The organism is Fulvimonas sp. R45 (assembly GCF_030504985.1).
Taxonomy (GTDB): Bacteria; Pseudomonadota; Gammaproteobacteria; order Xanthomonadales; family Rhodanobacteraceae; genus Rhodanobacter_A.
The window spans coordinates 94,329-114,888 of record NZ_JASERU010000004.1; the positions used below are offsets into that span (position 1 = coordinate 94,329).

Below are 20,560 nucleotides of genomic sequence, written 5' to 3' on the forward strand. Positions count from 1 at the left end.
ATGCCGCCCGCGCCGCGCGTGGTGCTGGACACCAACGTCTGCCTCGACCTGTTCGTGTTCGGCGATCCGCGCTGTGCCGGCCTGCATGAGGCGCTGCGCGAAGGCCGCCTGGAGGCGGTGACGCGCGACGACTGCCGCGCGGAATGGCATGCGGTGCTGGGCTACCCGCAGCTGGTGCTCGACGAGGCGAGGCGCGGGCAGGCGAGGTCGGCGTACGACGCCTGCGTGCGCCGCCTGCCGGCATTGCCGGCCGCGCCGCGCCTGCCGCGCTGCGCCGACCCCGACGACCAGATGTTCCTGGAACTGGCCGCGGCGGCCGGCGTGCAGGCGATCCTCAGCCGCGACGATGCGCTGCTGAAGCTGGCCCGGCGCACGCGGCGCGACGGCCTGTTCGAGATCCTGCCGCCATGGGCGTGGCGCGATCTGCTGCGGGCGTGACGACGCGCACTTGCCGCCTGTCCCGGCATCGTCCACCCTCGGGGTTTTCCTGGCGGCAGAGGTGGACCGTGGATTGGGTGGACCTGCGCAGCGACACGGTGACGCGCCCCACGCTCGCGATGCGCGCGGCGATGGCGGCGGCCGAGGTGGGCGACGACGTCTACGGCGAGGATCCCACCGTCAACGCGCTGCAGCGGCGATTGGCGGACGAGCTGGGCTTCGAGGACGCGCTGTTCGTGCCCAGCGGCACGCAGTCCAACCTGCTGGCACTGATGTCGCACTGCGAACGCGGCGACGAGTACCTGGTCGGCATGGATGCGCACACCTACAGGTTCGAGGGCGGCGGCGCGGCGGTGCTGGGTTCGATCCAGCCGCAGCCGGTCGCGCACGACGTGGACGGCACGCTGCCGCTGGACCGGCTCGCCGCCGCGATCAAGCCGGTCGACCCGCACTTCGCGCGCACGAGGCTGCTGGCGCTGGAGAACACCTGGCACGGCCGCGTGCTGCCGCCAGACTACCTGCGCGCCGCGCACGACTTCGCGCGCGGGCGCGGCCTGTCGCTGCACCTCGACGGCGCGCGGCTCTACAACGCCGCGGTGGCGGGCGGGGTGTCGGTGCGGGCCATCGCGCAGCACTTCGACAGCGTCTCGGTGTGCCTGTCCAAGGGCCTGGGCGCGCCGGTGGGATCGGTGCTGGTGGGCTCCGCGCCGCTGATCGACAAGGCGCGGCGCTGGCGCAAGGTCGCCGGCGGCGGCTGGCGCCAGGCCGGCATCCTCGCGGCGGCGGGCCTGCACGCGCTGGACCATCACGTCGCGCGGCTGGCCGACGACCACGCCCGCGCGGCGCGCCTTGCGGAGGGCCTGCGCGACATGCCGGGCGTGGAGCTGCTCGGCCAGCACACCAACATGGTGTTCGTCGGCGTGCCGGCGGAGCGCCTGTACGAGCTGGACGCCCACATGCAGGCGGCGCGCATCCGCATCAGCATCGGTTACCTGCCCACGCTGCGGCTGGTGACGCACCTGGATATCGACGACGACGGCGTGCAACGCACGTTGGAGGCGTTCGCACGGTTTTTCGCATGTTGAGGGAGGTAGGGATGGTCCGGTCATCGCACAGCACGCAGCGCCCACGCCGGCCAGGGGGCCGATGGCCGGCCGTGGTCCTGGCCTGGGGCCTGTGGATCGTCGCGGCCGCGGCGTGGGGCGGCACGCCCCCGGCTGCCGCCGGAGCGAAGAAGTTCTCCGGCAACCCGATCCTGCACGGCTGGTACGCGGACCCCGAGTCGGCGATCTTCGGCAGGCAGTACTGGATCTATCCCACCTACTCGGCGGACTACGACAAGCAGTTGTTCTTCGACGCCTTCTCCTCGCCCGACCTGGTGACCTGGACGAAGCACCCGCACGTGCTCGACGTCGGCGCGGTGTCCTGGGTGAAGAAGGCGCTGTGGGCGCCGGCGATCGTGGCCAAGGGCGGCAAGTACTACCTGTTCTTCGCCGCCAACGACATCCACAGCGACAGCGAAGTGGGCGGCATCGGCGTGGCGGTGGCCGACCGGCCGCAGGGGCCGTTCCGCGACCTGCTCGGCAAGCCGCTGGTCGGGGCCTTCCACCACGGCGCTCAGCCGATCGACCCGGGCGTGTTCCGCGACGACGACGGCCGCTACTACCTGCTCTACGGCGGCTGGGGCCACCTCGTCATCGCGCGCCTGAAGCCCGACTTCACCGGTTTCGAGCCGCTGCCCGACGGTCAGACGTTCAAGGAGATCACGCCCGAGCACTACGTGGAGGGGCCGCTGATGTTCCGCCGCGGCGGCAAGTACTACCTGATGTGGTCGGAAGGCGGCTGGACCGGGCCGGACTACTCGGTGGCGTACGCCATCGGCGACTCGCCGCTGGGGCCGTTCAAGCGCATCGGCAAGATCCTGCAGCAGGACCCGGCGATCGCCACCGGCGCCGGCCACCACTCGCTGCTGCACACCCCGGACGGCAACTGGTACATCGTCTACCATCGCCGGCCGAAGGGCGAGACCGCGGCCAACCACCGGGTGGTCTGCATCGACCGGTTGTACTTCGACCCCAGGGGTTTCATCCGGCCGGTGAAGATCACCCGACGCGGCGTCGAGCGGCATCCGCTGCGGTGAACGCCGAGGCTCCCTCCCCTGCTTGCAGGGGAGGGTCGGGGAGGGGTGCTCTTGGCCTGAGGGAAAAGCGCTACCCCCTCCCAGCCTCCCCCTGCAGGCAGGGGGAGGGGGCCGTCATCGGGCTTCTCGGCCCTTCGCCCGGTCGAACCGGCGGATGAAGTCGCGCACCTGCGGGTAGACGACCTCGCGCCAGCGCCGGCCGCTGAAGATGCCGTAGTGGCCGGCGCCCTCGATCACCTTGTGCGCGCGCCGCTTCGCCGGGATGCCGCTGCACAGGTCGTGCGCGGCCTGGGTCTGGCCGAGGCCGGAGATGTCGTCCAGCTCGCCCTCGACGGTGAGCAGCGCGCTGTTCGTGATCGCCGCGGGGTTGACCCGCTCGCCGGCCACGTCCCACAGCCCGCGCGGCAGCAGGAACTGCTGGAACACGGTGGCGATGGTGTCGAGGTAGAACTCCGCCGGCATGTCGAGTACGGCGTTGTACTCGTCGTAGAAGCGGCGGTGCGACTCGGCGTCTTCCAGGTCGCCGCGCAGCAGGTTCTGGTAGAAGTCCCAGTGCGACTGCAGGTGGCGGCTGGGGTTCATCGCGATGAAGCCGGCGTGCTGCAGGAAGCCCGGGTACACCTCGCGGCCGTGGCCGGGGTAGTTGGCCGGCACGGTGTGGATCACGTTGCCCTTGAACCATGACAGCGGCTGCGTGGTGGCGAGGTTGTTGACGCTGGTGGGGCTGCGTCGCGGGTCGATCGGGCCGCCCATCATGGTCAGGCTGCGCGGCGTGGCCTCGCCGCGCGCGGCCATCAGCGACACCGCCGCCAGCACCGGCACGGTGGGCTGGCAGACCGAGATCACGTGCAGCGTGTCGGCGCCGATGTGGCGGATGAAGCGCTCGACCAGCGCTACGTAGTCGTCCAGCCCGAACGGGCCGGCCGCGGCCGGCACCATGCGCGCATCCACCCAGTCGGTGACGTAGACCTTGTGCTCGCGCAGCAGGGTGCGCACGGTGTCGCGCAGCAGGGTGGCGTGGTGGCCGGACAGCGGCGCCACCACCAGCACCACCGGGTCGTGCTTCATCGTCTCGATGGTGGCCGGGTCGTCGCTGAAACGCTTGAAGCGCTTCAGCTGGCAGAACGGCGTGTCCAGCGCCACGCGCTCGATCACCGCGATCTCCTGGCCGTGCGCCTGCACGTCGTGGATGCCGAAGGCGGGCTTCTCGTAGTCCTTGCCGAGGCGGTGGACCAGCTCGTAGCCGGCCGCCATCCGCTGCGCCGCCGGCCACTGCGACCACGGCTGCGCCGGGTCGCCCAGCGTGCGCGCGCTGGCCTCGGCGAACTGGCTCAGCGGGCCGAGGAAGGCGCGCTGCCATTCGTGGATCTGGTAGAGCATGGGAATGCCACCGGAAGACGGAAACGCGGATTTTAGCGCGTCGGGGCCGGTCGTGCTGCGGTGCCGCATCGTCCGCCCGAGAACGCCGCGGCGCGTCAGCCCGTGCGCGCCACGAAGGTGCCGGCGGCGAGGTCGTGCAGGGCGCGGCGCCGGCGGTCGAACAGCCCGGTGCCGAACCACAGCGCCCAGGCCAGCAGCACGACCCACGCCGCGGCGCGGTGCCCCAGCCAGGGCGCCAGGCCCAGCCCCAGCAGCGGCACGGCGGCCACCAGCAGGCGCAGCATGGCCTGCGTCCACGCCACCCGCGTACCGTCGCCGGCGAGCACGCGGATGCGCCACGGACGCATGCCCAGCGTCTGCCCGCCACGGCGCCACGAAAGCAGGAAGTACGCCGCCACCACCGCGCCCTGCAGCGGCTGGTACCACCAGGCGATGTGCGTCTGCGCGCCGGTGGTGATGAGCTGCCCGTGCGTGGCCAGCTCGCACAGCAGGCCCACCACCATCACCATCGCGACCACCGCGAGCAGGTCGTAGAGCAGGGCGAGCAGGCGGCGCCACAGCGGGCAGGGCGGTGCGGAGAAGGTGGTTGCGGTCATCGGCTCGCTTGCAAGGTGGGCGCGTCGTGCCCAGCATCGCGGGCATGAGCAAGGAAACTGCACCCAGTATCGCCGAAGCCGACGCCGCCAGCATCGCCGCCTTCCTGGAGCGCGCCTGGTCGGAAGACGGCCTGGCCGACCGCACGCTGGACGCCTACCGCCGCGACCTGGAAGCGCTGGCGCGCTGGTTGGCCGGGCGCGAGCGCGACCTGTCGCGCGCCCGGCGCGAGGACCTTTCCGCCTACCACGGCCAGGGCCCGGCGGCGGTGCGCACGATGGCGCGGCGGCAATCCGCGTTCCGCCGCTACTACGCCTTCCGCGCCCGCAACGAGCCGGGCTTCGACGATCCCACCCGCCTGATCGAGCGCCCGAAGGCCCCGCGCAGCCTGCCCAAGGCGCTGGCCGAGCGCGAGATCGAGGCGCTGCTCGGCGCCCCGGATGTCGCCACCACCCTGGGCCTGCGCGACCGCGCGATGCTGGAGCTGATGTACGCCTCCGGCCTGCGCGTGTCGGAGCTGGTGGAACTGCCGCTGGCCGCGCTCAACCCGCGCCAGGGCGTGCTGCGCATCACCGGCAAGGGCGGCAAGGACCGCCTGGTGCCGGTGGGCGAGGTGGCGCTGGAGCGCATCGAGGCCTACCTTGCCGGGGCGCGGCCCGCGCTGGCGAAGGGCCGCCAGCCCGCGGCGCTGTTCCTCAGCACCCGCGGCGAGGGCATGACGCGGCAGATGTTCTGGACGCTGGTGAAGCGCCACGCGCTGAAGGTCGGCATCCAGCCGAAGCGGATCTCGCCGCACGTGCTGCGGCATTCCTTCGCCACCCACCTGCTCAACCACGGCGCCGACCTGCGCGCGCTGCAGATGCTGCTGGGTCACAGCGCGCTCAGCACCACGCAGATCTACACCCTGGTGGCGAAGGAAGGGCTGAAGCGCCTGCATGCGCAGCACCATCCGCGCGGCTGAGCGGGGCGCGGCGCCGTTCACGACCCGCGCGGCGCGCTGTGCCAGAATCGCGTTTTCGCGCCGCCTCCCCACGCGGCCGACGAGGTGGACGATGTTGAGGAAATGGTTGCTGGCGGCCTGTATCGGCGGCTTCGCGCTCGGCGCCTGCGCGGCGGGCGATCCCGGCGCCGCCGCGAACGTGCCGGACGTGGTGCGCCAGGCGCTGCAGAAGTTCGCGCCGGGGCTGAAGATCGACGTGGTCGAGCCGGCGCCGCTGCCAGGCTTCTACCAGGTGATCGCCGCCGGCCAGCTGGTCTACGTCAGCGACGACGGCAAGTACATGCTGCACGGCGACCTGGTCGACCTGGCCAGCCGCAAGAGCCTGGGCGACGCCGCCTGGGCGAAGTTCCGCAAGGCGGAACTGGCCAAGGTGCCGGCGGCCCAGCGCATCGTGTTCGCGCCGCCGGACCCGAAGTACACCGTCACCGTGTTCACCGACGTCAACTGCGGCTTCTGCCGCGCGCTGCACGAGCACGTCGCCGCCTTCAACAAGGAAGGCATCGCGGTGGACTACCTGGCCTGGCCGCGCGAGGGCGTCACCACCACCAGCGGCCGGCCCACGCCCACCTACACCGAGATGGTCTCGGTGTGGTGCGCCGCCGACCGCAAGGCGGTGTTCACCGAGGCGAAGGAGGGGCATGCGCCCAAGCCCGCCAGCTGCACCAACCCGGTGAAGTCGCAGTTCGACCTGGGCGTGAAGCTGGGCGTCTCCGGCACCCCGACCATCATCGCCGAGGACGGCACCGTGATCGGCGGCTACCTCACGCCGGAGCAGATGCTGGACGCGGTGCGCAAGCACAGCGCGGGCTGAGAGCCTGTTCACGATCTCCAAGTACCTCGCGTTGGCCTCGCATGGCCGTCAGGTGGCGGTGCGTGGCGCCGGCCTGCCTGGCTGGCAGGCCAAGCCGCGCGCTGCCGCATGGCGGCCATGCGAGGCCAACCCGGAGGGCCGGGTCTGTTTGCGCACAGGCCGGCGTCATCGCTCAGTCGTGGACGGACGTCCACGCCTTCACTCTTCCTTGGCCTGCGCGCAAACAGCTCCCGGCGCGGGGCACTTGGAGATCGTGAACAGGCTCTGAGGGTCGCCGGGCTTCGCTCCTCCCCCTGCGCGCAGGGGGAGGCCGGGAGGGGGTAAACGGGCTTGCCGCGAGACTGGGCGGCCCCTCCCCGACCCTCCCCTGCAGGCAGGGGAGGGGGCATGCCGCCCGCCCGCTATGCCGTATTGCAGCATCGGGTAGAATAGGCGTTTCACTCGCACAGCGCCGTTCCCCGCATGATCGCACTCGACGGGCAGAGCGCCCTCTCGCCGTTCCGCCTCGACCGCCTCAATGCCCGCCTCGATGCCCTGCATCGCGGCGCGCGCGTGCAGGCCTCGTGGTTCGTCTATTTCATCGACGCCGATGCCGCGCCGGAAGGCGAATCGCGCCAGCGCCTGCTGGCGGTGCTGGAGGCGAAGGACGCCACGCCCGCGCCCGCCACGTTGTGGGTGGTGCCGCGGCTGGGCACGATCTCGCCGTGGTCGAGCAAGGCCACCGACATCCTGCACGGTGCCGGCTTCGGCCTGCGCCGAGTGGAGCGCGGCATCGCCTGGCAGGCGGTGGGCCTGCCGCAGCCGGGCGAACCGGCGCACGCGGCCGTGCTGGGCGTGCTGCACGATGCGATGACACAGTCCGTGCTGACCGCGCTGGAACAGGCGCAAGGCCTGTTCCTGGCCGGTTCGCCGGGTCCGCTGGTGCATGTTCCGCTGGGCGGCGACGCCCGCGCCGCGCTGGCGAAGGCCAACGCCGAACTGGGCCTGGCGCTGGCGGAGGACGAGATCGACTACCTCGCCGAGCGCTACGCCGAGCTGGGCCGCGACCCCACCGACGCCGAGCTCTTCATGTTCGCGCAGGCCAATTCCGAGCACTGCCGCCACAAGGTGTTCAACGCGACCTGGACGGTGGACGGCCAGGAACAGGACAAGAGCCTGTTCGCGATGATCAAGAACACCCACCGGCACGCGCCCGCGCACACGCTGTCCGCCTACAAGGACAACGCCGCGGTGATCGAGGGCGGCGAGGGCCGGCGCTTCTACGCCGACGCCGACGGCGTGTGGCGCGCGCACGAGGAGCAGATCGACTACGCGATCAAGGTGGAGACGCACAACCATCCCACCGCGATCGCGCCGTGGCCCGGCGCGGCCACCGGCGCCGGCGGCGAGATCCGCGACGAGGGCGCCACCGGCCGCGGCGCCAAGCCCAAGGCGGGGCTGACCGGCTTCTCGGTGTCCGACCTGCGCATCCCCGGCCACCCGCAGCCGTGGGAGGTGGAACGCCCGCTGCCGCCGCGCATGGCCAGCGCGTTCGAGATCATGCGCGACGGCCCGCTGGGCGCGGCCGCGTTCAACAACGAGTTCGGCCGTCCGTGCCTGGGCGGCTATTTCCGCAGCTTCGAGATGGAGACCGGCGAGACCGGCCTGCGCCGCGGCTACGACAAGCCGATCATGCTGGCCGGCGGCCTCGCCAACATCCGCCGCGACCACGTGCAGAAGCGCGAGATCCAGCCCGGCCACGCGGTGATCGTGCTGGGCGGCCCGGCGATGCTGATCGGCTTGGGCGGCGGCGCGGCCTCGTCGGTGGCCTCGGGCGCGTCCAGCGCGGAACTGGACTTCGCCTCGGTGCAGCGCGACAACGCCGAGATGGAGCGCCGCTGCCAGCAGGTGATCGACGCCTGCTGGGCGCGCGGCGAGGACAACCCCATCGTCAGCATCCACGACGTCGGCGCGGGCGGCCTCTCCAACGCGATCCCGGAACTGCTCAACGACGCCGGCGTGGGCGGCGAGATCGACCTGTCGAAGGTGCCCTGCGACGATCCCTCGCTGTCGCCGATGCAGGTGTGGAGCAACGAATCGCAGGAACGCTACGTGCTCGGCATCGCGCCGGAGAACCTGCCCGAGTTCGAGGCGTATTGCGCCCGCGAACGCTGCCCCTGCGCCGTGGTCGGCACCGCCACCGCCGAGCGCGTGCTGCGCGTGACCGACCCGCGTCGCGACCTCACCGTCATCGACCTGCCGATGGACGTGCTGTTCGGCAAGCCGCCGCGCATGCACCGCGACGCCACCCGCATCAAGCCGCGCGTGGACCTGATCCCGGACCTGTCCGGCATCGGCATGGACGAGGCGCTGCTGCGCGTGCTGCGCCTGCCCACGGTGGGCAGCAAGAGCTTCCTCGTTACCATCGGCGACCGCACCGTGGGCGGCCTCAACCACCGCGACCCGATGGTCGGCCCCTGGCAGGTGCCGGTGGCCGACTGCGCGGTGACCCTGGCCGACTTCGACGGCTACGCCGGCGAGGCGATGGCGATGGCCGAGCGCGCCCCGGTGGCGCTGCTGTCCAGCGCCGACGCCGCGCGCCTCGCGGTGGGCGAGGCGATCACCAACCTCGCCGCCGCGCCGATCGCCGCGCTGGGCGAGATCCGCCTGTCGGCCAACTGGATGGCCGCGGTGGGCCACCCCGGCGAGGACGCGGCGCTGTTCGACGCGGTGAAGGCGGTGGGCATGGAGCTGTGCCCCGCGCTCGACATCTCGATCCCGGTGGGCAAGGACTCGCTCTCCATGCAGACGGTGTGGAACGACGGCGAGCGACCGCAGCGCACGGTGGCGCCGGTGTCGCTGGCGATCACCGGCTTCGCCCGCGTGGACGACGTGCGCCGCACGCTCACCCCGCAGCTCAAGCTCGACCGCGGCGATTCCGACCTGTGGCTGGTCGACCTCGGCGCCGGCCGCGACCGCCTGGGCGGCTCCGCGCTGGCGCAGGTGTTCAACCGCAAGGGCGGCGTGCCGCCGGACCTCGACGACGCGCGCCGCCTGAAGGCGCTGTTCGAGCTGGTGCAGGAAGCCAACCGCGCCGGCCTGGTGCTGGCCTACCACGACCGCTCCGACGGCGGCGCCATCGTCGCCCTGCTGGAGATGGCCTTCGCCGGCCGCTGCGGCCTGGAGATCCACCTCGACGGCTGGGCCGAGGCCACGCTGCGCGCGCTGTTCAACGAGGAACTGGGCGCGGTGCTGCAGGTGGCCGCGGCCAACCGCGAGGCGTTCGAGGCGCTGCTGGTGAAGCACAACCTCGCCGGCATGAGCCATCGCATCGGCCGGCCGAAGGAGAAGCTCGGCATCAAGCTGTTCCAGGGCAGCGAGACGGTGTTCAAGTGGCAGTGGAGCGCGCTGTTCCGCGCCTGGAACGAGACCAGCCACGCCATGCAGCGCCTGCGCGACAACCCGCTCGGCGCCGACGCCGAGCTGGAATGGCGGCTGGACGACGCCGACCCGGGCATCAGCCCGAAGCTCGCCTTCGACCCGGCCGAGGACGTGGCCGCGCCGTACGTCGCCAAGGGCGCGCGTCCGCGCGTGGCGATCCTGCGCGAGCAGGGCGTCAACGGCCAGGTCGAGATGGCCGCCGCGTTCGCCCGCGCCGGCTTCGAGGCGGTGGACGTGCACATGTCCGACCTCGCCAGCGGGCGCCACAAGCTGGCCGACTTCCGCGGCTTCGCCGCGTGCGGCGGCTTCTCCTACGGCGACGTGCTGGGCGCGGGCCGCGGCTGGGCCACCTCCATCCTCTACAACGAACGGCTGCGCGCCGGGTTCGAGGCGTTCTTCGCCGACCCCGCGAAGTTCGCGCTGGGCGTGTGCAACGGCTGCCAGATGCTCAGCCAGCTCAAGGACATCATCCCCGGCGCCAAGCACTGGCCCAAGTTCCTGCGCAACGCCTCGGAACAGTACGAGGCGCGCCTGTGCACGCTGGAGGTGCTGGACTCGCCCAGCATCTTCTTCAAGGGCATGGCCGGTTCGCGCATCCCGGTGGCGGTGGCGCACGGCGAAGGCCGGGTGAGCTTCCCGTACGAGTGCAGCCCGTCCAAGTCGGGCGGCGTGGTGCGCTTCGTGGACAACCGCGGCAAGCCCACCGAGAACTATCCGCTCAACCCGAACGGTTCGCCCGGTGGCCTGGCCGGCTTCACCGCCGCCGACGGCCGCGTGACCATCCTGATGCCGCATCCCGAGCGCGTGTTCCGCAGCGTGCAGCTGAGCTGGCGCCCGGAGAGCTGGGGCGAGGACTCGCCCTGGATGCGCATGTTCCGCAACGCGCGGGTGTGGTGCGGCTGAGCCCGGGCCTGCCCTTGCCGCGATGGCCGGCGCTGCTGCTGGCCATCGCCTGGATGCTGTTGCTGGCGCTGCTGCCCTGGTGGATCGACCTGCCGCTGCTGCTGGCCCTGGCCGCGGCGCGGCTCGCCCACGCGGAACATGCGTTCGCGCGGGCGCATGATCTGCGCCGCGCGCTGCGCTGGGGCCTGCCTGGCTTGCTGCTGTCGCTGCTGCGCATGCTGGGCAGCGACCCGCGCGCCTGGGTGCTGGTCCTGCTGGCCGCGTTGGCCGGCTTCTCGTTGCTGATGCTGCTGGAAGGCTGGCTGGTTCGCGGGCATCGGCGCGGCCCGGCGCAGCCCTCGCCGGAATGGAGCGAGCTGGCGATGGCGCCGGTCGGGCCGGCGCCGGCGATCATCGAACTGCAGCCGCCCGACTGGCACGACGTGGACGACCGCCTGGCCGATCCGCGCGGCGGCGAGCTGCGCCGCGACGGCCACGCGCTGGTGCTGGCCGACGGCACCCGGCTGGACGGCGTGGCTCCGCGCTGCTGCTTCGATCCCGATGCGCGCTGGCTGGCCGTGCCGCTGGCGCCGCGGCGCGGCCTGCTGCTGCTGGACCGCCGGCGTGGCCGGCTACACCGCCTGCGCGGCTGGCAGCTGTGCGGCTGGCATGCGGGGCTGCCGTGGCTGCAACGCGGCGGGGACCGCGCGCCGCTGGCGCTGCCGCACGTGCTCGGCCACGACGAGGACGGGACGGGTTGAGGCGCGCGGCGGCATTCTCCGCCGCCGCCGTCTCCCGCATACTTGCGCGGTGAACACGCCCGCTCCCCTTTCCCCCGGGGCTTCAGCCCTGCCGCTCAGCGTGATCGTGGTGTCCGCCGACAGCGGACCCACGCTGCGCGAGGGCGTACGCCACGTGCTGGCCTGCGATGTGCCGCTGGAGCTGATCCTGATCGACAACGCTTCGCGCGACGGCGTGCCGGAACAGGTCGCGCGCGAGCATGCGGGCGACGCGCGGCTGCGGCTGCTGCGCAATGACGCCAATCTCGGCTTCGGCCCGGCGGTGAACCGCGCCGCGGCGCAGGCGCGCGGCGACGCGCTGCTGGTGCTCAATCCCGATTGCATGCTCGACGAGCCCGCGCTGCGGCGGCTGCTCGACGTGCTGGCGGGCGAACCACGGGCCGGCCTGGTCGGCGCGGTGGTGTGCGACGCGCAGGGCGCACCCGACCCCGCCTCGTACCGGCGCGATCCGCTGCTGCGGCGTGCGCTGGTCGGCCTGTTCGGCGGCCGGGGCGAAGGCGTCAACGTCGAAGGCGGCATGCCGGACCGCGTGGTCGAGGCCGAGGCGGTGTCCGGCGCGGTGATGCTGCTGCCGCGCGCCCTGTTCGAGCGCATCGGCGGCTTCGACGAAGGCTACTTCCTGCACTGCGAGGACCTGGACCTGTGCCGCCGCGTGCGCGACGCCGGCTGGCGCGTGCTGCTGGCCGGCGACGTGCGCGTGTTGCACGGAAAGGGCGGCTCCAGCCGCCACCGGCCGGTGTTCGTCAGCCGCTACAAGCACCGCGGCATGTGGCGCTGGTTCCGCAAGTTCGACCCGGCCGCGCGCAACCCGTTCGTGGCGGCGGCGGTGTGGCTGGGCCTGTGGGCGCATTTCCTGCTGCAGATCCCCGGCCAGCTGTGGCGGCTGTGGCGTCGATGAACGCGCCCGCGCGCCTGCGCCTGCTGGCGACCGTCGGCCTGCTGGCGATGACCGCCGTGTGGGGCTCCACCTTCGTGCTGATCAAGGACGTGGTGGCGCGCATGCCGGTGGCGGACTTCCTCGCCGTGCGCTTCCTGATCGCGGCGCTGGCGATGCTGGCGCTGTTCCCGCGCCATGCGTGGCGGCTCGGCCGCGGCGGCATCGCGCGCGGGCTGGCGCTGGGCGTGATCTACGGCGCGGGCCAGCTGCTGCAGACCTGGGGGCTGGCGCTGATCTCGCCCAGCGTCAGCGGCTTCGCCACCGGCATGTACGTGGTGTTCACCCCGGTCCTGGCCACGCTGCTGCTGCGCCAGCGGTTGCAGGGGCGGGTGTGGATCGCGGTGGTGCTGGCCACGGCCGGGCTGGCGCTGCTGTCGTTGAACGGCCTGTCGGTGGACGCGGGCGTGTGGCTGACCCTGGCCTCGGCGGTGTGCTACGCGCTGCACATCGTGGCGCTGGGGCAATGGTCGCGCCCGGACGACGCGCTGGGCCTGTCGGCGGTGCAGATGGTGGCGATCGCCGCCGTCTGCCTGCTCGCCACGCTGCCCCACGGCGGCCCGACCGCGCCGCCCGACCACGCGGCGTGGCTGGGCGTGCTGTACATGGCGCTGGTCGCCGGCGCCGGCGCGATGCTGATGCAGACCTGGGCGCAGGCGCACCTGCCGGCCACCCGCGCCGCCATCGTGATGACCACCGAGCCCGTGTTCGCCGCCGCCTTCGCGGTGGCCTTCGGCAGCGACGTGGTCACCTGGCGCATGCTGGCGGGCGGGGCGCTGGTGCTGGGCGCGATGTACCTGGTGGAGCTGGCACCGCGGCGCAAATCCGGGCTGCCGGCCGAGGCCGTGCACCACGAGGTGTGAGGTGGCTGGCCCGGTCGGCGCTAGAGTGCATCCACCGTCCAGCCTTGCCGGCTGGCGCTGGCGAGAAGGCCGGACGGGCCGACCATGTGGTACAGGCCGACGACGACCAGCGGCGTGCCCGGGGCATCGAGCATCTTCTCGAACCGGGGCAGCCAGGCCTGGTTGCGCGCGAACGTGAGCCGCTGCGCCAGCTCCGGGTAGGCCCGGCTGTAGCGCTCCACTTCCGCCGCCGCCAACCCACGCCGGCCCATCGTCCAGGCCTCGAAGATGCGCGCATCGGCCGCTGGCCCGGCGAGCACTTCGTCGAGCACATAGCGCAGGAACTGGACGTCCTGCAACGGCGTCAGCGCGCCGAACCAGGCCAGCACCTCGTCCTTGGTCTCGAACTCGCAGTGCCAGGGTATGCCCGCCCGCGTGGCCTGCCCGGCCAGCACCTCGCGTGCGGATTTCCCCTTCCACCCGGCGACGCGGTAGTACTGGTCCTGGAGCAGCGAACCGACGATCCACGGCCTGTACGGCGCCAGGTCGTCGAGATGCGTCTTGCAGTAGCTGGCGGCCCTGGCCAACCGCGCCTTGTCGCGCGCATCGAGCCAGGCGTCGAGGGGGCGCTTCGGGTCCATGCCGTAGCGCTGGATGAGCGCCCCTTGCGGCTGCCGGTAGACGTTGTTGGTCTCGGTCCAGAAGGACGAGCAATGCGCGAGAAGCTGTTCGATGCGCGAGTCGCGCCAGTCGGCCGGCTGCGGCGGCGTTTCGGCCGTGAGGTAGAGGTTGCGGCCACCGCGCCGGATCGACCACAACGGCCAGCCACGTGCCGCCGGTTTCGCCAGCGACTTGAAGGGCAGCAGCCCACCCGTTCCGGCGACCAGCGCGGCCGCCAGCATGCCGGCGAACTTGCGCCGGCGGATGTCGATGATGTCCATGTTCGGCTCCCGGTGTCCCAAGCGCCAAACTAGAACGGCTGGGCCGTCCGGATCAGTGCTACAAGTCATCGCCCCCGGCGCATCGCGCGGGTCTGCAGCGCCACGCGCACCAGGTACACCACGATCGCCACGTTGCCGAGCAGCGCGGCCAGCTTCAGCCAGCCGAAGCGGTGCAGGGTCTCGTAGAGTTCCAGCGGGATCAGCGAGGCGGTGGCGATCACGGTGAACCATTCCGCCCAATACTTGCCCATCAAGAGGCCCACGCCCTCGATGCCGAACAGCACGGCGTAGCCCAGCACGACCAGGCCCACCGCCACGAAACGGCTGGGACCGAACGCCTGCAGCGCGGCGACCAGCTTCCAGCGCAGGCCGCTGCTGCCGGTCAGCGGCAGGTGTTCCAGCCAGTGCACCAGGCGCTCGAAGTTTTGCTGGTGCTCCAGGTGGAAGGCCGCGATCGCCACCAGCAGCAGGCACAGCGTCTTGGCGATCTCGTAGATCGCGATGACGCGCAGGCCGGCGCGGTGCGGGTGCACGGCGGCGGGCACGGCGGCGGTGTCGTGGGTCGGAGGCATGCGGGATTCGCGGGCGGACAAGCGGCTATTGTCGTCGTACCGACGGGGATGACCAGTGCCGGAAGAATGGAGGCGCCGCGGACGAAAAAAAGGCCGCGCCGAGTGAACCGGCGCGGCATCGAGGGGAAGAGCCAGAGCCTGTTCAGGCTCTCAGCAGCAGCGCCCGCCGGTGCCCTTGTAGCGGGCTTCCTGGCGTTCGCGGAAGAACTCGGCGTAGCTGGGCACCGGGCGCTCGGGGTGGTGTTCGCGCAGATGCTTCACGTAGACCTCGTAGTCGGGTACGCCGCAGCACAGGCGGGCGGTCTGCACCGCCCACCTGCGCACGGAACGGAACGCGGTCGCGGCATCCATCGCGGCGCCCTCAGTGGCCCGCGCCCGCGCCGCCGGGCACGCTGTCCAGGGCCACGTAGGGCTCCTCGTGCGCGGTGGGGTGGTTGGTGCGCCAGGCCCTGGCGATCGCGTTCAGCGTGAAGGCCAGCATCACCACGATCAGCAGCATGAAGATACCGGTGAGCGCGGCGTCCACGTGGTTGTTGGTGACGATCTGCTGCATCGCGGCCGGGGTCCTGGCCGGCGCCAGCAGCTGGCCGTTCTGCAGCGCGGTGGCGTACTTGTCCGCCGCCGCGGTGAAGCTGATCGGGCCGCTGAGCTTCTCCCAGCCCGCGGTGAGCGTGCACACGATCAGCCAGATCGCGGGAATGCCCGGCACCCACACGAAGCGCTCGCGCTTGAGCTTCACCACCACCACCGTGGCCAGCATCAGCGCGATCGCCGCCAGCATCTGGTTGGCGATGCCGAACAGCGGCCACAGCGTGTTGATGCCGCCCAGCGGGTCGACCGCGCCCTGGTACAGGAAGTAGCCCCACAGCGCGACACAGATCGCGGTGGCGAGCAGGTTGCCGGCCAGCGAGCTGGTCTCCTTCAGCGGCTTGTGCACCAGCCCGGCGATCTCCTGGATCATGAAGCGGCCCACGCGCGTGCCGGCGTCCACCGTGGTGAGGATGAACAGCGCCTCGAACAGGATCGCGTAGTGGTACCAGAACGCCATCATGCCCTCGCCGGGGATGATGTTGTGCAGCAGCCGGGCCATGCCCACCGCCAGCGTGGGCGCGCCGCCGGCGCGGCTGAGGATGCTCTGCTCGCCCACGTCCTTCGCGGTCTGCAGCAACTGGTCCGGCGTCACCACGAAGCCCCACTGGCTGATCGTGGCGGCGGCATGCTCCACCGTGGTGCCGATGATCGCGCCGGGCGAGTTCATCGCGAAGTACACGCCCGGGTGCAGCGAGGCGGCGGCCACCAGGGCCATGATCGCCACGAAGGCCTCCATCAGCATGCCGCCGTAGCCGACCATGCGCGCCTGGCCCTCGTTCGCCAGCAGCTTGGGCGTGGTGCCCGAGGCGATAATCGAGTGCCAGCCCGACACCGCGCCGCAGGCGATGGTGATGAACAGGAACGGGAACAGGTTGCCGGCGAACACGGGGCCGGTGCCGTCGATGAAGCGGCTCACCGCCGGCAGCTGCAGCGTGGGCGCGGCCAGGAAGATCGCCAGCGCGAGCAGGACGATCGTGCCGATCTTGAGGAAGGTGGACAGGTAGTCGCGCGGCGCCAGCAGCAGCCACACCGGCAGCACCGAGGCGCAGAAGCCGTAGCCGATCAGCCACCAGGCCAGCGCCTTGGCGCCGAGGTCGAACACCGGCGCCAGCGTGGCCGAGTCGGCCACGAACTTGCCGGCCCAGATCGACAGCAGCAACAGCACCAGGCCGATGATCGACACTTCCAGGATGCGCCCCGGGCGCACCCAGCGCAGGTAGGCGCCCATCAGCAGCGCGATCGGGATGGTCATGGCCACGGTGAAGGTGCCCCACGGGCTGTGCGTGAGCGCCTTCACCACCACCAGCGCCAGCACCGCCAGCACGATCATCATCAGCACCAGCACGCCGATCATCGCCACGATGCCCGGCGCCGGCCCCAGTTCCTCGCGCAGCATGTGGCCGAGCGAGCGGCCATCGCGGCGCAGCGACAGGCCGAGGATCATGAAGTCCTGCACCGCGCCGGCGAACACCACGCCGAACAGGATCCACAGCGTGCCGGGCAGGTAGCCCATCTGCGCCGCCAGCACCGGGCCGACCAGCGGGCCGGCGCCGGCGATCGCGGCGAAGTGGTGGCCGAACACCACCCACTTGTCGGTGGGCACGTAGTCCAGGCCGTCGTTGCGCAGCACCGAGGGCGGCGCCCGGGTGGGGTCCATGCGCAGCACGGCGTGCTCGACGAACTTGCCGTAGAAGCGGTAGCCGATCACGAACACCGCGATCGCCGCGGCGACCAGCCAGATCGCATTGATCGGCTCGCCGCGCCGCAGGGCCACCACGCCGAGGCACCAGGCGCCCACGATGGCGATGGCGACCCAGAGGATCTTCGCCGCCGGGCCGGGTTTGACAGTTGCGCTGTGCATAGGGAACTCCCCTGGAAGTCCCGGCAAGGGTCTCGCCGGGCGTGGTGGGGGTCAATGCCGGGGGGCTTAGCCATTGGTCGAATGCCGGTGCGCCCGGCGCCCGGCGGCGCGTTCATGCAACGGCACGCCAGTGTCGCGCGGGCTCGGCTAAAGTCGGCGGGGCCATGGCCGGAGAGGCGAGATTGCGATGATCCGCGAGATCCTGAAGATGGGCGACCCGCGCCTGCTGCGCGTGGCGCCGCCGGTGCCCGACGCGATGATCGGCGGCGCGGAGCTGGACGCGCTGATCGCCGACATGTTCGACACCATGCACGACGCCGGCGGCGTGGGCCTGGCCGCGCCGCAGATCGGCGTGGACCTGCAACTGGTGATCTTCGGCTTCGACCGTTCCGACCGCTATCCCGACGCCCCCGCGGTGCCGCGCACCATCCTGCTCAATCCCGTCATCACCCCGCTGTCGCAGGACATGGAGGAGGGCTGGGAAGGCTGCCTCTCCGTGCCCGGGCTGCGCGGCGCGGTCAGCCGTTACAGCCTGATCCGCTACCAGGGCGTCGACCCCGGAGGCGCGCCGATCGATCGCCGTGCCGAGGGCTTCCATGCCCGCGTGGTGCAGCACGAATGCGACCACCTGATCGGCCGGCTGTATCCCTCGCGCATCACCGACTTCGCCAAGTTCGGCTTCACCGAGGTGCTGTTCCCCGGCATGGATCCCGCCGCCGACGAGTGAGCCGGTTCGGCTGGCGTGCCACCTGGCCGTCAGCCCCGGTTCGCGCGCGGCGCCTGCGCGAACCGGGCCTTGTACGCGCTCGGGCTGGTGCCGAGCTTGCGGCGGAAGTGGTGGCGCAGCGTGATCGCGCTGCCGAAGCCGCATTCGCCGGCGATGGCGTCGATCGACAGCGACGAACCTTCCAGCAGTTCGCGTGCGCGGTCCACGCGCGCCGAAATCAGCCAGCTGGCCGGGCTCATGCCGGTGGCTTCCTTGAAGTGGCGCATGAAACTGCGCTCGCTCATCGCCGCCATCGCCGCCAGTTCGGCGATCGGCTGGGGGCGGGCCAGCCGGCGGTGCATGGTGTCGATCACCTTCGACAGCGCGTTCGTTTCGCGCCTGGGCATCGGCCGCTCGACGAACTGCGCCTGGCCGCCGTCGCGGTGCGGCGGGATCACCAGCCGCCGCGCGACCTGATTGGCGATGTCGGGGCCGTGGTCGCGGCGTACCAGGTGCAGGCACAGGTCCAGGCCCGCGGCGCTGCCCGCGGAGGTGAGCAGCTGGCCTTCGTCCACGTACAGCACCGCCGGGTCGACCGCGATGCGCGGGTACCTGCGCTGCAATGCGTCGGCATAGCGCCAGTGGGTGGTCGCGCGCCTGCCGTCGAGCAGGCCGGTGGCGGCCAGCACGAAGGCGCCCGAGCAGATCGACAGCAGTCGCGCTCCGCGCGCGTGCGCCTCGCGCAGGGCATCCAGCACGCGCGCGGGCACCGGCACGTCGATGCCCGTCCAGCCGGGGATGATGACGGTGCCGGCCCCGGCCAGCCGCTCCAACCCGGCGTCCGCCATCACCCGCATGCCGTACTGCCCGCGCAGCGAGCCGCGCCTGGCGGCGCAGGTTTCGAAACGGTACCAGCCCGGTTGCAGCTCCGGCCGCGGCAGTCCGAACACCTCGGCCGCGCAGGCGAACTCGAACCCGCACAGGCCGTCGTAGACCAGCGCGGCGACCCGTGGATTGCGCATCGCCCCGGGGCGGCGCGAAGTTGGCGCAATTTGATCGACAGGTGTCATTCTTGCCAATTGTGCGCGCACCGGCGGATTCGAACAATGAGGCCTCGCCCACACCCGGAGCCGCCATGTCGAACGCCGTCACCCGCATCCCCGCCGCGCCGTCCGCCCAGGCGCTGCAGCATTTCGAGGCCGGATTCGCCTTCGAGACCGACTGCTGGGATACCCACGATGCCCTGCAGCAGGGGGATCCCGGCTTCGTGCTCGTCGATGCGCGCAGTCCGGCGCACTATGCGCGCGGCCACGTCCCCGGCGCGGTGAACCTGCCGCACGGCAAGATCGTCGAATCGCGCCTGGCGGACTATCCCGCGGGAACCTTGTTCGTGGTGTATTGCGCCGGTCCACATTGCAACGGCGCGGCGCGCGCCGCGGTGCGGCTGGCCCGGCTGGGACGGCCGGTGAAGCTGATGGCCGGCGGCATCACCGGTTGGCTCGACGAAGGCTTCGAGCTGGCGGTGGATGCCGGCCATGGCTGAGTCGCCGTGAGCGCGGCCTGCATTGTGCGGCGGGCGCGGCCCGACGACCTGGCCGCGCTGGTGGCGATGTGCGGTGAGCACGCGGCGTACGAAAGGGCGTCGTATGCGCCCGCAGGCAAGGCCGAGGCCTTGTCGCGGGCGCTGTTCTCGACCCCGCCGCGGCTGCATGCCTGGGTGGCGGAAGTGCTGGGGGAGCCGGTTGGCTACGCTACCGCCACGCTGGAGTTCTCCACCTGGCAGGCCGGCGAATTCCTGCACATGGATTGCCTGTACGTGCGCGCCGGGCGACGTGACGGCGGAACGGGCGCCGCCCTGCTGCACGCCGTCGTCGATTTCGCCCGCAGGGCCGGCTGTGCGGAGATCCAGTGGCAGACACCGGCATGGAACGCGGACGCCGCGCGCTTCTACCGCCGGTCCGGCGCGGTGGAAAAGGCCAAGCGGCGTTTCCTGCTGTCCATGGCCCAGGCGGGTGGGACAGGAGGCTAGCGGCGGGCCGGTCGCGGCCTGGACGCGCGGCGACCTGGCACGATCGCCACCGGCGCACGCCGCCGCCGGCATGCGCTACGGGCGTCGCACGGCATCCTGGTAGGCGGCGAGCAGGGCCGGGTCGTCGAACGAGCCGTGGTGGTGCACCTGCCGCCAGACGCCGTCGATGCGGCGGAACAGGCGGCTGGTGCGGATCGCCGGCTCCAGCCGCAGGCCATCGCGTTCCAGCGTGCCGCGCTCGCGGCCCACCGCGTGGAACACGTCGCCGGCCACGTGCAACGTGTAGTCGTGGAACGCCACGCGCACCCGCGACCGGCCTTCGAAGATGCGCCGGTAAACCGCGCGGATCGCCGGCCAGCCGCGTGCGATGCCGCCCAGCGGGTTGCTCATCGACACGCCGTCGCCGTCGTGCCAGTTGCGCGCCATGGCCTCGAGGTCGCGGTTGTTGAAGGCGCAGTAGAAGGCGCTCAGCGCGGCCAGCGGCGAATCGGGCTCGAGGCCGGTTTCGGTGCCGTCGATGGCGTTGGGAGGTGGCATGGACATGGATGTCTCCGGCTTGGGTGGGGGAATGGCGTGACGCCATTCTTCGCCCGGAGGCGTCCTGGGAGAATAGGCGTTA

Annotated in this window: 20 protein-coding genes; 12 read left to right on the forward strand and 8 right to left on the reverse strand. The window is 71.8% G+C overall.

Annotated elements, in window-relative coordinates; genetic code table 11:
* From QMK61_RS04955 to QMK61_RS04965, 3 genes are all read left to right on the forward strand, one after another.
* Nucleotides 1-438 (forward strand): PIN domain-containing protein, encoded by a 438-nt coding sequence (locus tag QMK61_RS04955; protein ID WP_302070905.1) that lies wholly within the window; start codon nt 1-3, stop codon nt 436-438.
* A gap of 68 nt (nt 439-506) precedes the next feature.
* Nucleotides 507-1,523: a low-specificity L-threonine aldolase gene (gene ltaE, locus QMK61_RS04960; protein WP_302070906.1), complete on the forward strand. Its 1,017-nt coding sequence runs from the start codon at nt 507-509 to the stop codon at nt 1,521-1,523.
* A gap of 71 nt (nt 1,524-1,594) precedes the next feature.
* A complete protein-coding gene (locus QMK61_RS04965; protein ID WP_302070907.1) occupies nt 1,595-2,578 on the forward strand; it encodes a glycoside hydrolase family 43 protein in 984 nt (327 codons plus the stop codon).
* A gap of 114 nt (nt 2,579-2,692) precedes the next feature.
* Here QMK61_RS04965 and phaZ read toward each other — a convergent pair whose 3' ends face one another.
* Nucleotides 2,693-3,958, reverse strand: a complete 1,266-nt coding sequence (phaZ, locus tag QMK61_RS04970) for a polyhydroxyalkanoate depolymerase (protein ID WP_302070908.1) — start codon at nt 3,956-3,958, stop codon at nt 2,693-2,695.
* A gap of 95 nt (nt 3,959-4,053) precedes the next feature.
* Nucleotides 4,054-4,554: an RDD family protein gene (locus QMK61_RS04975; RefSeq protein WP_302070909.1), complete on the reverse strand. Its 501-nt coding sequence runs from the start codon at nt 4,552-4,554 to the stop codon at nt 4,054-4,056.
* 44 nt (nt 4,555-4,598) lie between these two features.
* Here QMK61_RS04975 and xerD point away from each other — a divergent pair, with 44 nt between their 5' ends.
* From xerD to QMK61_RS05005, 6 genes are all read left to right on the forward strand, one after another.
* A complete protein-coding gene (gene xerD / locus QMK61_RS04980; RefSeq protein ID WP_302070910.1) occupies nt 4,599-5,513 on the forward strand; it encodes a site-specific tyrosine recombinase XerD in 915 nt (304 codons plus the stop codon).
* A gap of 91 nt (nt 5,514-5,604) precedes the next feature.
* A complete protein-coding gene (locus QMK61_RS04985) occupies nt 5,605-6,363 on the forward strand; it encodes a disulfide isomerase DsbC N-terminal domain-containing protein (RefSeq protein ID WP_302070912.1) in 759 nt (252 codons plus the stop codon).
* Nucleotides 6,364-6,825: 462 nt separating this feature from the next.
* Entirely contained in the window at nt 6,826-10,686 is a 3,861-nt protein-coding gene (gene purL / locus QMK61_RS04990; protein WP_302070913.1) for a phosphoribosylformylglycinamidine synthase, read from the forward strand.
* Nucleotides 10,687-10,700: 14 nt separating this feature from the next.
* On the forward strand, nt 10,701-11,426 hold the full coding sequence (locus tag QMK61_RS04995) for a hypothetical protein (protein ID WP_302070914.1): 726 nt from the start codon (nt 10,701-10,703) through the stop codon (nt 11,424-11,426).
* Nucleotides 11,427-11,475: 49 nt separating this feature from the next.
* On the forward strand, nt 11,476-12,363 hold the full coding sequence (locus QMK61_RS05000) for a glycosyltransferase family 2 protein (protein ID WP_302070915.1): 888 nt from the start codon (nt 11,476-11,478) through the stop codon (nt 12,361-12,363).
* Nucleotides 12,360-13,262: a DMT family transporter gene (locus QMK61_RS05005; protein WP_302070916.1), complete on the forward strand. Its 903-nt coding sequence runs from the start codon at nt 12,360-12,362 to the stop codon at nt 13,260-13,262. The genes QMK61_RS05000 and QMK61_RS05005 overlap by 4 nt, the downstream gene beginning before the upstream one ends.
* Nucleotides 13,263-13,282: 20 nt before the next feature.
* On the opposite strand, the gene QMK61_RS05010 is transcribed toward QMK61_RS05005, so the two are convergent.
* The 4 genes from QMK61_RS05010 to QMK61_RS05025 all read right to left on the reverse strand — a co-directional run bounded on the left by QMK61_RS05010 (nt 13,283) and on the right by QMK61_RS05025 (nt 17,206).
* Nucleotides 13,283-14,182 (reverse strand): TraB/GumN family protein, encoded by a 900-nt coding sequence (locus tag QMK61_RS05010; RefSeq protein ID WP_302070917.1) that lies wholly within the window; start codon nt 14,180-14,182, stop codon nt 13,283-13,285.
* A gap of 65 nt (nt 14,183-14,247) precedes the next feature.
* Nucleotides 14,248-14,754 (reverse strand): DUF2127 domain-containing protein, encoded by a 507-nt coding sequence (locus tag QMK61_RS05015; RefSeq protein ID WP_302070918.1) that lies wholly within the window; start codon nt 14,752-14,754, stop codon nt 14,248-14,250.
* Nucleotides 14,755-14,904: 150 nt separating this feature from the next.
* The gene (locus QMK61_RS05020; protein WP_302070919.1) at nt 14,905-15,105 is read right to left on the reverse strand and encodes a YbdD/YjiX family protein; all 201 of its coding nucleotides are present in this window, start codon (nt 15,103-15,105) and stop codon (nt 14,905-14,907) included.
* 10 nt (nt 15,106-15,115) lie between these two features.
* Entirely contained in the window at nt 15,116-17,206 is a 2,091-nt protein-coding gene (locus tag QMK61_RS05025) for a carbon starvation CstA family protein (protein ID WP_302070920.1), read from the reverse strand.
* A 187-nt stretch (nt 17,207-17,393) separates the two neighbouring features.
* Here QMK61_RS05025 and def point away from each other — a divergent pair, with 187 nt between their 5' ends.
* Complete coding sequence (gene def, locus QMK61_RS05030) at nt 17,394-17,933, forward strand: peptide deformylase (protein WP_302070921.1); 540 nt, start codon at nt 17,394-17,396, stop codon at nt 17,931-17,933.
* A gap of 29 nt (nt 17,934-17,962) precedes the next feature.
* On the opposite strand, the gene ftrA is transcribed toward def, so the two are convergent.
* Nucleotides 17,963-18,934, reverse strand: coding sequence for a transcriptional regulator FtrA (gene ftrA / locus QMK61_RS05035; protein WP_302070922.1), 972 nt, complete (start codon nt 18,932-18,934; stop codon nt 17,963-17,965).
* 113 nt (nt 18,935-19,047) lie between these two features.
* Here ftrA and QMK61_RS05040 point away from each other — a divergent pair, with 113 nt between their 5' ends.
* Together QMK61_RS05040 and QMK61_RS05045 are read left to right on the forward strand one after the other, a co-directional pair.
* Nucleotides 19,048-19,455 (forward strand): rhodanese-like domain-containing protein, encoded by a 408-nt coding sequence (locus QMK61_RS05040; protein ID WP_302070923.1) that lies wholly within the window; start codon nt 19,048-19,050, stop codon nt 19,453-19,455.
* A 6-nt stretch (nt 19,456-19,461) separates the two neighbouring features.
* The gene (locus tag QMK61_RS05045) at nt 19,462-19,941 is read left to right on the forward strand and encodes a GNAT family N-acetyltransferase (RefSeq protein WP_302070924.1); all 480 of its coding nucleotides are present in this window, start codon (nt 19,462-19,464) and stop codon (nt 19,939-19,941) included.
* A 75-nt stretch (nt 19,942-20,016) separates the two neighbouring features.
* Here the strand turns inward: QMK61_RS05045 and QMK61_RS05050 are convergent, their stop codons facing one another.
* A complete protein-coding gene (locus tag QMK61_RS05050) occupies nt 20,017-20,484 on the reverse strand; it encodes a nuclear transport factor 2 family protein (protein ID WP_302070925.1) in 468 nt (155 codons plus the stop codon).
* Between the last annotated feature and the right edge of the window lie 76 nt (nt 20,485-20,560).

Bases quoted from the DNA above. Each gene is read 5' to 3' on its own strand.
- QMK61_RS04955 (WP_302070905.1), top strand. From the start codon at position 1: ATGCCGCCCGCGCCGCGCGTGGTGCTGGACACCAACGTCTGCCTCGAC.
- phaZ (WP_302070908.1), bottom strand. From the start codon at position 3,958: ATGCTCTACCAGATCCACGAATGGCAGCGCGCCTTCCTCGGCCCGCTG.
- QMK61_RS04975 (WP_302070909.1), bottom strand. From the start codon at position 4,554: ATGACCGCAACCACCTTCTCCGCACCGCCCTGCCCGCTGTGGCGCCGC.
- xerD (WP_302070910.1), top strand. From the start codon at position 4,599: ATGAGCAAGGAAACTGCACCCAGTATCGCCGAAGCCGACGCCGCCAGC.
- QMK61_RS04985 (WP_302070912.1), top strand. From the start codon at position 5,605: ATGTTGAGGAAATGGTTGCTGGCGGCCTGTATCGGCGGCTTCGCGCTC.
- purL (WP_302070913.1), top strand. From the start codon at position 6,826: ATGATCGCACTCGACGGGCAGAGCGCCCTCTCGCCGTTCCGCCTCGAC.
- QMK61_RS05005 (WP_302070916.1), top strand. From the start codon at position 12,360: ATGAACGCGCCCGCGCGCCTGCGCCTGCTGGCGACCGTCGGCCTGCTG.
- QMK61_RS05010 (WP_302070917.1), bottom strand. From the start codon at position 14,182: ATGGACATCATCGACATCCGCCGGCGCAAGTTCGCCGGCATGCTGGCG.
- QMK61_RS05015 (WP_302070918.1), bottom strand. From the start codon at position 14,754: ATGCCTCCGACCCACGACACCGCCGCCGTGCCCGCCGCCGTGCACCCG.
- QMK61_RS05020 (WP_302070919.1), bottom strand. From the start codon at position 15,105: ATGGATGCCGCGACCGCGTTCCGTTCCGTGCGCAGGTGGGCGGTGCAG.
- QMK61_RS05025 (WP_302070920.1), bottom strand. From the start codon at position 17,206: ATGCACAGCGCAACTGTCAAACCCGGCCCGGCGGCGAAGATCCTCTGG.
- def (WP_302070921.1), top strand. From the start codon at position 17,394: ATGATCCGCGAGATCCTGAAGATGGGCGACCCGCGCCTGCTGCGCGTG.
- ftrA (WP_302070922.1), bottom strand. From the start codon at position 18,934: ATGCGCAATCCACGGGTCGCCGCGCTGGTCTACGACGGCCTGTGCGGG.
- QMK61_RS05040 (WP_302070923.1), top strand. From the start codon at position 19,048: ATGTCGAACGCCGTCACCCGCATCCCCGCCGCGCCGTCCGCCCAGGCG.
- QMK61_RS05050 (WP_302070925.1), bottom strand. From the start codon at position 20,484: ATGTCCATGCCACCTCCCAACGCCATCGACGGCACCGAAACCGGCCTC.